The sequence below is a fragment of the bacterium genome, assembly GCA_019695335.1.
In the GTDB taxonomy this organism is placed as follows: domain Bacteria; phylum CLD3; class CLD3; order SB21; family SB21; genus JABWBZ01.
Window position 1 is genome coordinate 1 of record JAIBAF010000017.1, and the last position, 15,610, is coordinate 15,610.

Consider the following 15,610-nt stretch of genomic DNA (forward strand, 5'->3'; position numbering starts at 1 on the left):
AAATCAACGGAGGACAATGTCCCGCGTTGGTGTAATACATGATCAACGCTTCGAAATCGATAATGCCGTAAAAAAAAGTAGCATAAGTATTTTCAGCCGTATTGGCACACAGCATGTTATTGAGAGCGGAAACGGTTTCCGATGCGCTTTTGAATTCGCGAGCAAACCCGCGATAACCGGCGTACAACAATGACATCATGATAGCGCCGGGAATTCCTTTGCCGGAAACGTCACCGATACACACACCGAGTTGATGATCGTTTAACTTAAGCAAATCAAAAAAATCTCCACCGACGGTATAGCATGGACGGCTGGTGCCGGCCAAATCGAGATTTTCAATGTGCGGTAACCGTTGAGGTAAAATGGCTTGTTGGATTTTGCCGGCAATTTGTAATTCTTTTTCCAATTCTTTTTTGCGAACGGCTTCCTCATTGAGTTGCGCGTTTTTGATGGCAATGGCCGCTTCGCCTGCGAGCGCTGTTAGAATCTCAAGGTAACCTTCATGATAGGCGCCTAATTTATCGCTTTCGAGATTCAAAACACCTACGACTTTCGGTCCGTCACAAATCGGAATGGTCATTTCCGATTGTGTGGCTCCTCGTACGCTGACGTAATGTTCGTCAAACGTCACGTCTTTGACGATTACGGTTTTTCCGATCTTAGCTACGTGACCGATCAGCCCGGTACCTACTTTCATTTTTAATTGGTCGAGCACAACTTCATCGTATCCGCGGACAACTGCACTCTCAATTTCCTGGTTCTTGTCATTGACGAGAAAAATTCCCGCCGCATCATACGGAACAATACGTTTGATCGCGTCCAAAATCGTATCGAGCAATTTTTCTAATTGAAACGTCGAATTGAATTGTTTAGCAACGTCAAGCATGAGCTCGCGTTCCATCGCATTTTTCTGCAATTGGCCGTACAGTCTCGCGCTCTCTAACGTATTGCCAACGCGCTGGAGGGAACTCCACAGGATTTTTTTATCTTCGCCGCTGAGTTCGAACGCTCCATCCGTTTCATTGCCAAGCGCTATAAATCCCGAAATACCGTCTTTTTTCAACAGCGGGACGACGTATTTTGCGCCTTCATGCTTCAATACCGAAAGAGTATGTACCGGCGAATAGCCGTTGCGACGGTCAAGTATTTCATCGACGTCAAAAACGCGGCGAACATTGAGCATTTGTTCATAATACGGCACATCCGCACGAATTTTTTTGGTAAAAAGTTCGTTAGTGCCGGTCGAACTGACAAGCGAGAAGTGATCCGGAATTTTCAGATACAACGACGCGTGTTTAACGTGGAGAATGGTTTTCAATCTTTCGGTTACCGTATCGGCGAGTTCTTTGTATGCCACGTTCGGTGAAAGCCGTGTATCCATTTCGATCAGGCGTGTCTGACGCTTGAAATAATAATTAAACAATAATTTTTTGATATACAATTCACACAGCTTGCGAAGCGGCTCATAGATAATAACAATGATCAGCGCTTTGAAAAAATGAACCTGGACTTCTCTCACGCGGGGGAAAAAAGCGGCAAAAATAAATTCGATCGTTATAAACAGCAAAATGAATATGAAAATAATCAGGCTGTATAATATCGGTGTGTGAAATTGTCTCAGAAATTTCAGCATGGAATTCCGTTGCGAAGGACCAAAAAACATGATGAGAAATTAGGCCGGTAAATATATATGCGTAGTCCTAAATATTCAAGATAAATAAGGCTTTTCCGGCCTTTCTGATGTAAAAATCCGGAAATAATTTGACATTGAAATAGATATGCTTATATTGCTATGTATTCATATAATTGAATCAAAATTTTGCTTAAAGAACGGAACGTTTATGAAAAAAATGTCTCCCGAACTCATGAACATGGTTGCTAACCGGTTCAAGATCATGGCTGAAGTTACACGGCTTCGGATACTTTACACGCTCCAGGAGGGGGAATTGAACGTCCAGGAGATTGTCGACCGGACCGGAGCCAATCAGGCAAATGTATCCAAACATCTGGCTATGATGCTGGAAATCGGTATTCTGAAAAAACGTAAAGAAGGTTTGAATAGTTTTTACAGCATTGCCGATAAATCAATTTTTCAGTTATGCCAGACGGTCTGCGGAAGCATTGAAAAAAACCTCCAAAAGACGCTCGAAAATATTAAAGAAGTCGAATGATTTTTATTTTTAATTTAATTTTTAACGGAGTCTCATGTTTTTTCAACACATTTATGAAAAAGGGCTTGCTCAAGCAAGCTATCTGATCGGCTGTCAAGCGAGCGGTACCGCTATCGTGATCGATCCGAAACGCGATGTTGACACGTATCTTGAAATAGCCAAGAAAGAAAGGCTTAAAATCACGCACATAACTGAAACGCATATTCATGCCGATTTTTTAAGCGGTGCTCGCGAACTAGGCGCGGCTACGGGTGCACAAATACTTTTGTCGGAAGAAGGCGGCCCAGATTGGTTATATCAATACGATCATACCGCGCTCAAAGACGGTCAGACATTCATGGTGGGCAATCTTAAATTTCAAGTCATACATACACCCGGTCACACACCTGAACACATAAGTTTTTTATTGACCGATGTGCCGACGGGCGATCAGCCTGTCATGATGTTTACCGGGGATTTTGTGTTTGTCGGCGATGTGGGTCGTCCTGATTTGCTCGAAAAAGCCGCCGGCATTGCCGGAACAATGGAAATAGGCGCCCGCCAGATGTTTCACTCGCTGAAAAAATTCAAAACGCTGCCGGATTTTATTCAAGTCTGGCCGGGCCATGGCGCCGGTTCGGCTTGCGGAAAAGCGCTGGGTGCCGTTCCGAGTTCGACCGTCGGTTATCAGAAATTATTTAACTGGGCTTTAAGCATCAACGATGAAAAAGCTTTTGTCGAAACGTTGTTAGACGGGCAGCCGGAGCCGCCGAAATATTTCGCAATGATGAAAAAATTTAATAAAGCCGGCGCAAGGATTCTAAAAGAAGATCAAGGTATTAAAAAATTAACTATTGATGAATTGCAAGCTGCGCTCATTCAACGTATACCGCTCATTGATACGCGGCACAAGACCGAATTTGCCGGTGGACATATACCCGGTTCGGTCAGTATTCCCGATAATGCGTCGTTCAGCACATGGGCCGGATGGATTTTGGAATATGAAAAACCTTTTATGCTGATTGCAGCGGAACATCGGATAGACGAAATACGTAAAGCACTCATCCGGATCGGATTGGATTCGGCCGTCGGCTATTTCAGCGATATCAAAGAGTGGGCAAAAGGACATGAACTCGAAACGCTCGAACAAATAACGGCGCGCGATTTATATAATCATATTAAAGAAAAAAATATCCATATTATTGACGTTCGTGCTAAAAGCGAATTTGAGAGCGGACATTTACCCGGAGCACGTCACATACACGGTGGTCATTTGAAAGATCGTCTGAACGATATTCCGAAGGACGGGAAGCTGGTTATTCAATGTCAAAGCGGAGATCGTTCAAATATTGCCAGCAGTGTTTTATTAGCCAATGGGTTCAAAAACGTAGCTAATCTGACCGGAGGGATTAGCGCATGGAAACAAGAAGGATTGCCGGTAGAAAAATAGCGAAAATTACGGGCGAAATATAAATTAAAATCCTGGGCGTAAGACACTAAGATTGAGGTGAGTGTATGCAAACAATTCTAGGTGCCGGTGGTGCGATCGGAAGCGAACTCGCCAAAGCTCTGACCGCGCATACTCACCATATCCGTCTTGTCAGCCGAAATCCGAAAAAAATCAATGCCAACGATGAATTGCATCCGTGGGATCTGACCGATTCACTGGGCATTTCCAATGCGATCAAAGGTTCAGAAATTGTCTACGTAACCGTGGGATTTCCTTATCAGACTAAAGCGTGGCAGGCCCTGTGGCCGTCGTTTATGCGCAGCGTTATCGAAGCTTGCAAAGCCCATCATAGCCGTCTCGTTTTTTTTGATAACGTGTACATGTACGATCCCGGCCAATTGCAAAACATGACTGAAAAAACGCGGGTTAATCCTTCAAGCGCCAAAGGTAAAGTTCGTGCGGAATTAAATCGGTTGATTTTTGAAGCGGTCGAAAAAAACGACCTCAAAGCGATGATTGTTCGTGCGGCCGATTTTTATGGTCCGTTCAATACGACCAGTTTGTTGATCGAGACCGTTTTCAAACTTCTCAAAACCGGAAAGAAAGCGAATTGGCTCGGATCGGTCAATTGCAAGCATTCGTTTACATATACACCCGATGCAGCAAAAGCAACGGCAATTTTGGGTAACGATCCGTCGGCTTACAGGCAAATCTGGCATCTTCCAACGGCCAAAAATCCTCCGACGGGAAAAGAATGGATCGATATGATCGCTCGTGAATTGGGCGTGAAAGCACGCTATCAGGCGGCTGGAAAAATGCTGGTAAGGCTTTTGGGGTTATTTAATCCTACGCTGAAAGAATTTGTTGAAATGATGTATCAATACGATCGAGATTATATCTTCGACTCGACAAAATTTGAAACGGCGTATAAATTCAGTCCGACCCCGTATGCCGAAGGCGTTAAAAAAATCGTAGAATTAGAATACCGCTAACCGATCCGTTCGACCCATTCGTAGGGATCTTTTTTCTCGCCGTATTGAATGCTGAGGATTTCGTCGTATAGTTTTTGTGACAATTCGCCGACCTGTCCGTTGCCGACTTTGTAAGGCGTTTCTTTGTAGAATAATTCTCCAACCGGCGAAATAACTGCTGCCGTGCCCGCGCCGAAAACTTCGATCAACCGTCCCGTTTTGAGTCCATCGATAATTTCATCGATGCCTAATTTTCGTTCAACGGTATTCATACCCCAGTCGCGTGTCAGCCGCAAAATCGAATCGCGCGTAATGCCGGCAAGGATTGTTCCATCCAGCGGGCTGGTAACCAGTTCGTCCTTAAAGCGGAAGAAAATATTCATCGTTCCGACTTCTTCGACATTTTTCATATCGTGCGCATCAAGCCACAAAACCTGGCTGAAACCTTTATCTTTGGCAATTTTAGCCGGGTATAAACTCGCAGCATAGTTAGCCCCGGTTTTCGCTTCGCCTAATCCGCCGCGAGCTGCGCGGGTATACTTATCCGAAACAAAAATTTTAACGGGGCTGAAACCTTCAGGGTAATAATTGCCGGCAGGACCGATGATGATATAAAATAAATATTCCGACGACACGCGAACGCCGATCGATGCTTCGGTTGCAATCATCGTTGGGCGAATATAAATCGAAGTGCCACGGCTTTTAGGAAGCCAGTCCTGATCGAGCAAGATCAGTTTTTTTAATGCATCGTATACGAAATCGACGTCAACTTCCGGCATGCACAAACGTTGTGCGGAGCGGTTGAGCCGTTTAAAATTATCTTTGGCACGGAAGAGATACACGCCGTTGTCTTTGCCGCGATAGGCTTTAAGACCTTCAAAAATTTCCTGCGCATAATGAAAAACCAGGGCCGCCGGATCGATAATGAGTTGGCGATAAGGTTCGACTTTGGCGTCAAACCATCCTTTGGCCGGCGTGTATGTCATATTAAAAAAATGATCGGAAAAATATTTTCCAAAACCCAAGGTTGATTCGTCTGTCGGTTTCGTTTTTTTGGCTTTGTCATTGATTTTGATGATCTCAAGCTGCATATCCCTGAAACTCCTTATAGTGAAATATCGACTTTCTTTCCCTCACTCAAAAACCGCCGGAATATGTTGAAAACTTTTGTTAAAAACAATGATTGTTGTAAACTACGGAAAATAAAAAAGGCGGGAAAAATTCCCGCCTTCGGTTCCTAATTTTCTTTTTTCAATTTCTCTTTAAATACTTTTTTAAATTTTTCCAATTTCGGTTTGATAACATAAGAGCAATACGGTTGATTACCGTTGGCATTGAAATAGTTTTGATGATAATCTTCGGCTTTATAAAATTTTTTGAAAGCGGCGATTTCAGTGACGATCGGATTCGGATAAGCGCCGGCGGCATTGAGTTCGGTTTTTACTTTTTCGGCCAGTTGCCTTTGCTCGTCGTTGTGATAAAAAATGGCTGATCGGTATTGCGTACCATGATCGCCGCCTTGTTGATTCAGAGTTGTAGGATCATGGGTTTGAAAAAACACTTCGAGCAAATCGAGAAAGCCGATCTGTTTCGGATCGTATGTGATCTGGCAAACTTCAGCGTGGCCGGTTTGTCCCGTGCAGACTTGTTGATACGTAGGGTTATCGACGTTCCCGCCGGAATAGCCGGAAGTTACAGATTGTACACCTTTTAATCGCTGGAAAACGGCTTCAACACACCAGAAACAACCCGCGCCAAACGTCGCGGTATCCAAAGGATTGCTCATATTGACGTCCTCATTAAGTTTGTGGAATGGTACAGATGGTTCGCCATAGCTATTCAGAAGCAATGCCATCACTCCGATAATTAGTAAACGCATAGGTCACTCATGTTTTGTTATCAATGAATGTAGGTGTAACGATATAGTTCCCAAAAGATTCCCGGGCTCTTTATCTATTTGTTTTCATTAAAAAGTAATACTTTTATAAAAGTATTACTTTTTAATATTGACATACATTAATTATTTTGTTATACTATTAAAGTATGTTATACGAAAAGGAGTTGTGTGTGGAAAAGTCTATTGTGACAACAAAAGGGCAAGTTGTTATTCCTTCAAAACTTAGAAAAAAATATGGAATCAAAAACGGTACAATGATTCACTTTATTGAATCCGAAGGGGAGATACGTTTAGTTCCAATTACCAAGGAATTGATCCATAAAAACATCGGAATGTTAGGAACGAAAGGGCGCCTATTAAAAGCGCTTATGGAAGACAAAAAGCGGGAGCGTGAATTATGAAGCGATATGTGCTTGATAGTTACGCTGTGTTGGCCTATTTCGACGGCGAGGCTCCCGCTCAATCCGTGGCGCAGTTGTTTGAAAAGGCGATGGAGAATCATGCCCAACTCTTCATGTGTGTAGTTAATTGGGGAGAAGTATATTATACAGCGCTTCGGGACGGTGGAAAAGATAAAGCTGAACTTTTTCGTTTAACATTTCTGCAATACCCAGTCGTAATCTTCAACGTCGATCAAGATTTAACATTACAGGCAGCCGTTTTCAAAGCACACAACAAAATATCATATGCCGATGCTTTTGCGGCGGCATTAACTAAATTAAAAAAAGCTGAATTAGTAACTGGTGATAAGGAATTCAAGAGCTTGGAAAAAGACATTAAAATTCAGTGGATTTAGTTCATCTACGAAACTACTTCGAAACAAGCAAAACGCGGAATGAATAAATCCCGCGTTTTTTATTTTCCAAAAGTTCGTTTTAAATCCCTTCCTGTGCTAAAACATATGCGAGAAGAGCCATTGCCGCCGCTCCAAGCTCAAGTTCGCGATCATTAACTTTATCGATAGTATCGTGATCGGAGTGATGATAATCGAAATAGCGGTGCGGGACTACGCGCAATCCAATGGCCGGAATGCCGAGTTTATAGAGCGGCTCCACATCCGTACCGCTTCCGCCTTTTTTGACATTACCCGCGTCGATGGGAATAAACAGATACGACCAGCGCGCAATTTTCGGAAGAGCCAGAGAATCGGATTCTACTTCGAAACCTCTCGGCATGGATCCGCCGCCGTCCGATTCCATTGCCGCAATATGTTTTTCACCTGGCCGGTCTTTGGCGGCGTAATCTTTCGCTCCGCGGGCGCCGTTTTCTTCGTTAGCAAACAGAACGGCACGAATGGTTCGCTTGGGTTTGATACCCAATGATTTGAGCAGCCGGATAGCTTCAATCGATTGAACGCAACCTGCGCCATCATCGTGTGCGCCTTGACCTTTATCCCAACTGTCAAGATGCCCTCCAATTACGACGACCTCATTCGGTTTCTCAGTTCCGGTAATTTCCCCGATGACATTGAATGACTCGGCATCCTGAAGAGTGTCGCAGCTCAGTTTGAGATTAACCGTTACTTTTTTATTTTGGGCAAGCAATTGGCTTAAGAAATCGGCGCCGACAAGACTGATCGCCGCCGCCGGTACGCGCGGAACACTGTCGTTGTAACGCATGGCGCCGGTGTGCGGCACGTCATCATGAAGCATGGTCATCGAACGGACGATGGCGGCTACGCCTCCGGCGCGTGCGGCTTCGGACGCACCTTTGGAACGCTGGTCGACGGCGCCTCCGTACGCTTCAAAGGGTGTAATCAGGCTTTTATCCATCGGGCGGTTGAAGAAAATGATTTTACCGCGTGCGGTTTCGCCAAGAGCTTTTAATTCGTCAAAAGAATGGACTTCGATTACGTCCGCCGTAATGCCTTCTTTGGGAGTTGGTCTGCTGCCGCCCAGCGCCGTAATGGTCAGCCGTTTTTTTTCCGGACCGATAACGGTTAATTCTTCCACATCGCCTCGTACCCAATGAGGAACCATCACCGGCTCTAACCAAACTTTATCAAACCCTAACGATTCCATTTGCGACTTGGCCCAAACGACGGCTTTTTCCATGCCGGGCGAACCGCTAAGACGCGATCCGATATTCGTTGTAAGATCGGTCAACATGGAATATGCTTGTCCGGAACCAAGCGCTGTGGCATACATTTTAGTGGCCAGTGAATCGTAAGCCGGATTACCACGAAAGGATTCCTGTTTTGGCGAACATGAAAAAATAAATATAATTACCAGTATGAATCCGAAAAAAAGCCAGTGCGTTAGTTTCATTACATCAATCTCCTTGGGCTTTATGAAAATGAATGTCGTAATTGCTTTTTAATCTGAAATTTTAGATTCGATCGGAACGGCAACAGTTTTTTCTTTAGGTTTGAGTGTGACAATGATAACCGCCGCAACGATGACCACGGCAGCCAGTATCGTTCGGAATGTCAATTCCTCACCTGCAAGAAGCCAACCCAGAAATACGGCTACGACGGGATTGACATAGGCATACGTGGCAACAAGATTCGGCGACGTTTGTTTCAACAACCACACGTACGCGGTGAAACCAATCAAAGCGCCGACTAAAATCAAATAAACAAGCGACCAAATTGATTGTGAAGAAACGGCGGACAGGTCTACTCGTGCCAGTTCACCTGATGCCAGGCCGACCACACTTAATATCGCGCCGCCGGCGAGCATTTCCATTCCGATTGATAATAACGGGTTGGAAGGTAACGGCGCCTGGCGCGAATACAACGAACCGAATGACCATAGAATAGATGCTGTCACCAAAACACCGGCGCCAAGTAAATCGATGCGGCCTTTACCGATCAATTCTTCCGGGCCCACGAGAATGGCCAGTCCGATAAGTCCGAGTAAAACGCTGCCGATTTCACGCACTCCCGGGCGGATACGATCGTGGTGAAGCCAATTAAGAACAGTGATCCACAATGGAACCGTGGCGATCAGCAAAGCTGTCAGTCCCGACGGTACGAATTGCTCAGCCCACGTCACTCCTCCATTCCCGCCCATGAGCAGTAATCCCCCGATCACGGTGGCGGAACGCCAATGAATCAATGTTGGCCGTTCGGGGGTGCGAAAACGTGCAAACGCATACATTATCGCTCCGGCAATCAGAAATCGTATCCCGGCCATCAGAAAAGGCGGCACCGTTGCGATGGCGAATTTGATCGCCAGATACGTGGAACCCCAGATGAGATAAATAGCCGCAAAGGCAAGAACAATTTTTAGTGAACGTGACATATGACTTTCCGGTTTTTTAAAATTTTAATTTTTTGTCAATATCAGTGCTACCGCAATCAGGCTTATACCGGCAATTCTTTCCTGCCACAACACTGCTTTTGGGCCCGGTAAAAACGTCGCGCCTTTTTGAGCGAACCAACCGTATGCTGTGAGAATAATATATTCAGTTGCCATCGCTGTAGCGCCAAGAATCGTAATCTGAACGGTCACCGGTTTTTGGAGGTCGACAAATTGCGGCAGCATGGCGCTAAAATAAATAATGGCTTTCGGATTAGCCGCTTGGGTAACGATACCGTCGACTAAAAAACGACTACCAGTCGGGCTGGCTTTAGGGATAATGTTGCCGGCTTTTGCCGACGCCAACGTACGAATCCCTGTATAAAAAAGATATGCAATGCCAGCCCATTTTAAAATAGTGAACACCAGGGGATTCGCCGCCAAGACGGCCGACATACCCAAAGCGGATAAAATAAAATAACTCGTATTAACTACTTCGATCCCTATTGCACCGAGCATACTTGCTCGAACGCCGTATTTCATTCCCTGGCCTAAGATCAGAAATACAGCCGGTCCGGGAGACAACGCCATCAGAAAACTTGTAATAAAAAACCACGTGAATAAATCGTAATTAATCATAAAAATTTATTTTGTTTCGGTAACAGGTAAACACATTGTTTCTTTAACCGTATCCATCACAATAGTCGTTCGGGTCGATTGAATCGACGGAAGGGCGCCGATTTTTTCGCGCAGAAGTTTTCCCAGCGCTTCTGTATCAGTCGTACGAACCTTCAGGAGATAACAATCCTCGCCCGCTATGTGATGCACTTCCAGAACTTCCGGAATTTTTGATAAACTGCGTGCATTTTTTAATTCACCCGCTTTATCAGCCGATCGAACAAAGATATAAGCCAGTAAGCCGAGTCCAATAGATTTAGAGTGTAAACGTGCTTCATAACTAAGTATAATCCCGCGTTCCTCCAATTTACGGATTCGCTCAAAAACACCCGATGGCGCCATGCCGACTTCCTTAGCAATATCGGCGTTGGTCGCACGAGCATTTTTTTGCAGTAACGTCAGGATTTTCTGATCAATTTCATCCATGTATTTCTACCGGTCTTTCGAAATTCAAAACGTGGTAATGCTGAACGTTCGACTCGAATTCCAATAAAAAATTTTCATCTTCAGGATAATAATAAGCTTTGTCGACGTCTTGCCCGGCGAATTGACGGATTGATTCCATCGAATCCCATAAAGAAATCAAAAGAAAATGTGCGACATCGTTTTCTATTCGGCGCATGACGTACACACCTGCATTGCCATGCGTCGCCAGATAATCCCGAATACCTTTTTTATCGAGAAATTCAGCGTATGCATCGGATTTTGACAGTGGCACACGCCCGTGCCATGCTCGGGCTATCATGCTTATATCCTTGTTTTAACGGATTCGATAAATATTGTATTTTATGAATATTATTCTAAAAAATATTAAAATTATTGAATAAAATTCAGTAATCAACACGGATGTTGATATATACATCAAAAAAACAACTTCGTCAAGAGCCAATTTCGGTGAATTTTAAGAGTCCACCGTATGTGAGAATTTTAACATGCCTGCTGAAACAACTCGGTCAGAATCGTAAAATTTATTTACAAAGACCACCCGAAAATTGCTGATTTTATATTTGCTTTTCAAAATGGATTCCGTTAGTTTTAAGCACTTCAAAATCCCAATCATTCGATTTTTAGTTTTTTTACAGAATTTTCCCAAAAAAAATGCCCAAAAAATGAAGGAGAAAGTATGAAAAACGTCTGGATGTATTTTCTGATGCTTGTTGCCATGGTCAATGTCATGGTTGCACAGGACAAGAAAATGGAAGTAACTGGTATTCGTGGCGATGTAATTGGACAGATCCAGTTCGCAGGCGGACGAGTTATGGAACTTGCCAAAGCGATTCCGGCAGAGAAATATTCCTGGCGACCGGCGGAAGGAGTTCGTTCCGTTGGCGAAGTCGTCATGCATGTTGCCGGCGGTAATTATTTTTTACTCGGGATGGCCGGAATAAAAGGTAAAGAACTTACCAAAGATTACGAAAAAGAAAGCGATAAAGAAAAAGTCTTAGCCGCTTTAAAAGAATCGATGGAATGGACAAAGGAAAGTGTAGCCAAGATGGCCGACAGCGATCTTGAAACAAAAGTCAAGATTTTTGGAGGGCAGGAATCGACGAAGCGCAACGTCCTTATGATCCTGATCGGACATCATCATGAACATCTTGGGCAGCTTATTGCTTATGCCCGTATGAATGGCATTGCGCCACCGTGGAGTGTTAAAGAATAGTTATAACTTGTTCTTATTAGAAAACCCGGAATTTGATGAATTCCGGGTTTTTTTTTGAATAACCCAAATCGGTCACTTGACTTTTTATACTTTTTTTAGGAAACTCATTCACCTTTTATTGCGTAAAAAATTAACCCTTCTTTTCAAGCCGACTTTAAAAATTATAAACTGACTGTCGATTCAATTCTTATCGTTCTAAACTTTCCTTGGAGTTTTGTCATGAGCCAATCTCACGATGAAAAAAATGTATCCAAAAGATTGTCGCGTCGCAAATTTCTTAAGGGTTTTGGTCTGACGTCTATTGGAGTAGCGGCGGCTGGTGGAGGAATTCTAGGCAACGTTATTCCTGATGACCACGCCAATGGATCCATCATGGGTCCGGAAGCCGTGCCGATCACGCTCAATGTGAATGGAAAAAATTACACCGTTAAAGTCGAACCACGTACCACATTGGTTGAAGCGTTACGAGAACAATTGCATCTCACCGGCACGAAAATCGGATGCGATCGAGGTGCATGTGGTGCGTGCACAGTAATTGTTGACGGTAAAACATTGGCCTCGTGCCTGACATTGGCCATTGACGTTGTCGGTTTGCCAATCCAGACCATCGAAGGTCTGGAAACTAACGGACAAATGCATCCCGTTCAGCAAGCGTTTATCAATGCCGATGCATTGCAATGCGGGTTTTGTACACCGGGAATGATCATGAGTTGCAAAAATTTACTGGATCATAAAGCTAATCCGACGCTGGACGATATCAAAACGGCAACGAGTGGCAATTTATGCCGTTGTGGCACTTATCCCAAAGTTTTCGAAGCGGTTCTTAAGTCTAAAAAGGCATGATCATTATGGCCAGGATATTGATGTGTTTTATTTGGAGTGGGATTGTTGTCGGATGCGCCGGCGGACAGAAAGTTTATAAATCGCAGAGCATTAATGCCGTTGTCATTGAAAAAGAAATGATCAAACCTAATGAAGTTGTTCATGTCCGCTATAGTAGCGGAGCCGGTGGTATATTTGAAGAAGACGGTTATTTCAAAGGTTTTACCGATAGCACGCGCGTGGAATTCGAGTTTTTCAGTATGGAGTACCGCCAATATGTCAAAGCCATTATTCCGTTGCAAAATATCCAGGAAATCAGATTAAAAAAGAACACATACAAGAAAGAACAAATGTTCAGCGCAATGGCGTTGCTGAGTATTGCTGTTCTTCTATCAATAGGTATCTGGGCGCAGTAAACAGTTCATCCGCAAAGGAGTCGGATTATGTCCAAACAAGTCACGCTCAAACTTGGCGTTGAAAAGAATTTAAAAGACGTTACGGTTGATATTGCCGATAATACGCCTAAACCGTGGGATGGCGCTGATCAACTTAAGTTCATCGGCGGTAAAACGACCCGCAATGACGGCATTGATAAAGTTACTGGCAAGGCAAAATATACGTTTGACATTCAATTGCCGGGCATGCTGTATGCAGCCTTTTTGCGATCTTCTCATTCGGCAGCGGTTGTTAAAAGCATCGATATTTCCAAAGCGGAAAAGTATCCCGGCGTCAAAGCTGTTATGTCGGTTACTGAACAATGGCCGATGGCCGTACGTTTTGCGGGCCAGGAAATTCTGGCGATTGCCGCTGAAACGCAACATCAAGCTGAAGAAGCTCTGAAATTGGTTAGTGTCGAATACGAACGCAAGCCGTTTGTTGTCGATATTGAAAAAGCTAAAAACGGAAAAGTTTTAGTATTCGACGAAACTGTCGAAGAGAAAACAACGGAAGGCGACGCGCCCGGCGGTGCAGCAAAAGTGTCACAGAAAGGCAATGTCCGCGGTCCGAGAGCGAATGGTAATTTGGCTCAGGTCGACGCGGCGTTGGCCGGATCCGACGTCATCGTCGAAGCGACATACACGACGCAAGTCCAGACACATTCGGCCATGGAAACGCATGGTGTTGTAGTCCGCTGGGATGCCGAAGATCAACTGACGGTTTGGGCTTCGACGCAAGGTACGTTCAGCGTACGTGATGAATTAGCCGATGTGTTTCAGCTTCCAAAAACTAATGTACGCGTGTACACTGAATATATGGGTGGTGGTTTCGGTGCTAAGTTTGGAGCCGGTGTCTACGGCGTGATGGCGGCCAAGTTAGCCAAAAAAGCCAAAGCGCCCGTACGACTGATGCTCAATCGCAAAGAAGAACACTTGGCCGTCGGTAACCGACCGAGCTCGGTTCAGACATTCAAAATCGGTGCCGGAAAAGACGGAAAATTGAAAGCGATTAAATTATTGTCATATGGAACTGCCGGAATAGGAACCGGTGCTGGTTCGGCTGGACCGGCACGCGTGATGTATTTTACGATCGATAATGTTTACACGGAAGAATCCGACGTGTTTACCAATGCCGGCCCCGGAGCGGCGTTTCGGGCGCCGGGATTTCCACAAGGCACTTTTGCGCTTGAACAAACGATCGATGAACTGGCTTATAAACTGAATATGGATCCGCTGGAATTCAGAAAAATGAATTCTACGGCCGATCTTGTTCGCATGGCTGAATATGAGATTGGCGCCAAAAAATTCGGCTGGGAAAAACGTAATCCTAAAGCTGCAGCCGATAAAGGGCCTATAAAAAAAGGCTACGGCATGGCCAATTCAGTTTGGTACTATATTACCGGCGCAGGTTTTCAAGCGGCCATTCAGGTCAATAGCGACGGTTCCGTTGAGTTGACCAACGGCGTGCAGGATATTGGAGGCGGAATCAGGACCGTCATGGCGATGGTAACTGCGGAGGAACTCGGATTGCAGCCAAAAGATATTGTTGTCAAAATCGGCGATACACAATATGGTTTGGGTCCGGCGAGCGGTGGCAGCCAAACAACGGCCGGCATTACTCCAGCCGTACGCAATGCCGCGTATCTTGCGAAGATGAAAATGTTGGATATTGCCGCACCGCTGCTTGGTGTGAAAGCAGAAGAGCTCGGATTGGCCGACGGAAAGATTATCGTAACAGCCAATCCCTCAAAAAGCCTGACTTGGAAACAAGTTGCGTCAAAAATTCCTGGCGATAAATTTACCGTCATCGGTGAGCGGCTTAAAGATCATTTGGAAGTAAGACCGCGATTGCTTGCAGGCGTGCAATTTGCTGAAGTAGAAGTGGACACGGAAACCGGAGTTATTAAAGTCAAAAGGGTTGTTGCCGTGCATGACTGCGGACGGCCGATGAACCGGCTGACATTGGAAAGTCAGATTAATGGCGGCGTCATTCAGGGCATCAGTTATGCGCTGTTTGAAAACAGGCTTCTCGACCGAAACACAGGATTGATGGTGAATGCGAATTTTGATCAATACAAAATTGCCGGATCGCTCGATATGCCGGAAATCGAATCGGTTATTATCGACGTGAACAATGGACAAAGCAGTACCGGCGCGATGGGCATTGGAGAGCCGGCCACGGTACCGACTGCTGCGGCGATTGCCAATGCGTTTTATCACGCAACCGGCGTGCGCGTCCGGGAATTGCCGATGACGCCTGCGGCCGTTCTTAAAGCTTTACAAGGATAATAATTTTTGTCACG

Annotated in this window: 17 protein-coding genes; 9 read left to right on the top strand and 8 right to left on the bottom strand. The window is 44.8% G+C overall.

Annotated features, from left to right (window positions below):
- Positions 1-1,633 (bottom strand): GAF domain-containing protein (locus K1X84_06225; protein MBX7151219.1); only part of this gene is annotated, 1,633 nt, incomplete at its 3' end.
- A 208-nt stretch (positions 1,634-1,841) separates the two neighbouring features.
- On the opposite strand from K1X84_06225, the gene K1X84_06230 reads away from it, so the two are divergent.
- The 3 genes from K1X84_06230 to K1X84_06240 all read left to right on the top strand — a co-directional run bounded on the left by K1X84_06230 (position 1,842) and on the right by K1X84_06240 (position 4,592).
- On the top strand, positions 1,842-2,171 hold the full coding sequence (locus K1X84_06230; protein MBX7151220.1) for a metalloregulator ArsR/SmtB family transcription factor: 330 nt from the start codon (positions 1,842-1,844) through the stop codon (positions 2,169-2,171).
- A gap of 34 nt (positions 2,172-2,205) precedes the next feature.
- Positions 2,206-3,600, top strand: coding sequence for an MBL fold metallo-hydrolase (locus K1X84_06235; GenBank protein ID MBX7151221.1), 1,395 nt, complete (start codon positions 2,206-2,208; stop codon positions 3,598-3,600).
- 65 nt (positions 3,601-3,665) lie between these two features.
- The gene (locus K1X84_06240; GenBank protein MBX7151222.1) at positions 3,666-4,592 is read left to right on the top strand and encodes an NAD-dependent epimerase/dehydratase family protein; all 927 of its coding nucleotides are present in this window, start codon (positions 3,666-3,668) and stop codon (positions 4,590-4,592) included.
- Here K1X84_06240 and K1X84_06245 read toward each other — a convergent pair.
- Positions 4,589-5,662: a branched-chain amino acid aminotransferase gene (locus K1X84_06245; GenBank protein MBX7151223.1), complete on the bottom strand. Its 1,074-nt coding sequence runs from the start codon at positions 5,660-5,662 to the stop codon at positions 4,589-4,591. The two genes, K1X84_06240 and K1X84_06245, sit on opposite strands and share 4 nt — an antisense overlap.
- 146 nt (positions 5,663-5,808) lie before the next feature.
- Positions 5,809-6,450, bottom strand: coding sequence for a peptide-methionine (S)-S-oxide reductase MsrA (msrA, locus tag K1X84_06250; protein ID MBX7151224.1), 642 nt, complete (start codon positions 6,448-6,450; stop codon positions 5,809-5,811).
- 188 nt (positions 6,451-6,638) lie between these two features.
- Here msrA and K1X84_06255 point away from each other — a divergent pair, with 188 nt between their 5' ends.
- Together K1X84_06255 and K1X84_06260 are read left to right on the top strand one after the other, a co-directional pair.
- The gene (locus K1X84_06255; protein MBX7151225.1) at positions 6,639-6,869 is read left to right on the top strand and encodes an AbrB/MazE/SpoVT family DNA-binding domain-containing protein; all 231 of its coding nucleotides are present in this window, start codon (positions 6,639-6,641) and stop codon (positions 6,867-6,869) included.
- A complete protein-coding gene (locus tag K1X84_06260) occupies positions 6,866-7,264 on the top strand; it encodes a type II toxin-antitoxin system VapC family toxin (GenBank protein MBX7151226.1) in 399 nt (132 codons plus the stop codon). Before K1X84_06255 ends, K1X84_06260 begins: the two co-directional genes overlap by 4 nt.
- 79 nt (positions 7,265-7,343) lie before the next feature.
- Here K1X84_06260 and K1X84_06265 read toward each other — a convergent pair whose 3' ends face one another.
- Genes K1X84_06265 through K1X84_06285 form a run of 5 tightly spaced genes read right to left on the bottom strand, consistent with a single transcriptional unit; the run spans position 7,344 to position 11,133 of the window.
- Entirely contained in the window at positions 7,344-8,735 is a 1,392-nt protein-coding gene (locus tag K1X84_06265; protein MBX7151227.1) for a M20/M25/M40 family metallo-hydrolase, read from the bottom strand.
- A gap of 48 nt (positions 8,736-8,783) precedes the next feature.
- Positions 8,784-9,713 (bottom strand): EamA family transporter, encoded by a 930-nt coding sequence (locus K1X84_06270; GenBank protein MBX7151228.1) that lies wholly within the window; start codon positions 9,711-9,713, stop codon positions 8,784-8,786.
- Positions 9,714-9,737: 24 nt separating this feature from the next.
- Positions 9,738-10,349 carry a LysE family translocator gene (locus tag K1X84_06275; GenBank protein ID MBX7151229.1) on the bottom strand — a complete coding sequence of 204 codons (612 nt, stop codon included), beginning with the start codon at positions 10,347-10,349 and terminating at the stop codon, positions 9,738-9,740.
- A gap of 6 nt (positions 10,350-10,355) precedes the next feature.
- Entirely contained in the window at positions 10,356-10,814 is a 459-nt protein-coding gene (locus tag K1X84_06280; GenBank protein ID MBX7151230.1) for an Lrp/AsnC family transcriptional regulator, read from the bottom strand.
- Positions 10,807-11,133, bottom strand: coding sequence for an antibiotic biosynthesis monooxygenase (locus K1X84_06285; GenBank protein MBX7151231.1), 327 nt, complete (start codon positions 11,131-11,133; stop codon positions 10,807-10,809). The genes K1X84_06280 and K1X84_06285 overlap by 8 nt, the downstream gene beginning before the upstream one ends.
- Positions 11,134-11,511: 378 nt before the next feature.
- On the opposite strand from K1X84_06285, the gene K1X84_06290 reads away from it, so the two are divergent.
- The 4 genes from K1X84_06290 to K1X84_06305 all read left to right on the top strand — a co-directional run bounded on the left by K1X84_06290 (position 11,512) and on the right by K1X84_06305 (position 15,596).
- On the top strand, positions 11,512-12,048 hold the full coding sequence (locus K1X84_06290) for a DinB family protein (protein ID MBX7151232.1): 537 nt from the start codon (positions 11,512-11,514) through the stop codon (positions 12,046-12,048).
- A gap of 219 nt (positions 12,049-12,267) precedes the next feature.
- On the top strand, positions 12,268-12,891 hold the full coding sequence (locus K1X84_06295) for a (2Fe-2S)-binding protein (protein MBX7151233.1): 624 nt from the start codon (positions 12,268-12,270) through the stop codon (positions 12,889-12,891).
- A 5-nt stretch (positions 12,892-12,896) separates the two neighbouring features.
- Positions 12,897-13,286 (top strand): hypothetical protein, encoded by a 390-nt coding sequence (locus K1X84_06300; GenBank protein ID MBX7151234.1) that lies wholly within the window; start codon positions 12,897-12,899, stop codon positions 13,284-13,286.
- Between the two features lie 27 nt (positions 13,287-13,313).
- Complete coding sequence (locus tag K1X84_06305; GenBank protein ID MBX7151235.1) at positions 13,314-15,596, top strand: xanthine dehydrogenase family protein molybdopterin-binding subunit; 2,283 nt, start codon at positions 13,314-13,316, stop codon at positions 15,594-15,596.
- The last annotated feature ends 14 nt before the right edge of the window (positions 15,597-15,610 follow it).

Excerpts from the sequence above, each read along its gene's own strand:
- K1X84_06230 (MBX7151220.1), top strand. The coding sequence starts at position 1,842 with ATGAAAAAAATGTCTCCCGAACTCATGAACATGGTTGCTAACCGGTTC.
- K1X84_06235 (MBX7151221.1), top strand. The coding sequence starts at position 2,206 with ATGTTTTTTCAACACATTTATGAAAAAGGGCTTGCTCAAGCAAGCTAT.
- K1X84_06240 (MBX7151222.1), top strand. The coding sequence starts at position 3,666 with ATGCAAACAATTCTAGGTGCCGGTGGTGCGATCGGAAGCGAACTCGCC.
- K1X84_06245 (MBX7151223.1), bottom strand. The coding sequence starts at position 5,662 with ATGCAGCTTGAGATCATCAAAATCAATGACAAAGCCAAAAAAACGAAA.
- msrA (MBX7151224.1), bottom strand. The coding sequence starts at position 6,450 with ATGCGTTTACTAATTATCGGAGTGATGGCATTGCTTCTGAATAGCTAT.
- K1X84_06260 (MBX7151226.1), top strand. The coding sequence starts at position 6,866 with ATGAAGCGATATGTGCTTGATAGTTACGCTGTGTTGGCCTATTTCGAC.
- K1X84_06265 (MBX7151227.1), bottom strand. The coding sequence starts at position 8,735 with ATGAAACTAACGCACTGGCTTTTTTTCGGATTCATACTGGTAATTATA.
- K1X84_06270 (MBX7151228.1), bottom strand. The coding sequence starts at position 9,713 with ATGTCACGTTCACTAAAAATTGTTCTTGCCTTTGCGGCTATTTATCTC.
- K1X84_06275 (MBX7151229.1), bottom strand. The coding sequence starts at position 10,349 with ATGATTAATTACGATTTATTCACGTGGTTTTTTATTACAAGTTTTCTG.
- K1X84_06280 (MBX7151230.1), bottom strand. The coding sequence starts at position 10,814 with ATGGATGAAATTGATCAGAAAATCCTGACGTTACTGCAAAAAAATGCT.
- K1X84_06285 (MBX7151231.1), bottom strand. The coding sequence starts at position 11,133 with ATGATAGCCCGAGCATGGCACGGGCGTGTGCCACTGTCAAAATCCGAT.
- K1X84_06290 (MBX7151232.1), top strand. The coding sequence starts at position 11,512 with ATGAAAAACGTCTGGATGTATTTTCTGATGCTTGTTGCCATGGTCAAT.
- K1X84_06295 (MBX7151233.1), top strand. The coding sequence starts at position 12,268 with ATGAGCCAATCTCACGATGAAAAAAATGTATCCAAAAGATTGTCGCGT.
- K1X84_06300 (MBX7151234.1), top strand. The coding sequence starts at position 12,897 with ATGGCCAGGATATTGATGTGTTTTATTTGGAGTGGGATTGTTGTCGGA.
- K1X84_06305 (MBX7151235.1), top strand. The coding sequence starts at position 13,314 with ATGTCCAAACAAGTCACGCTCAAACTTGGCGTTGAAAAGAATTTAAAA.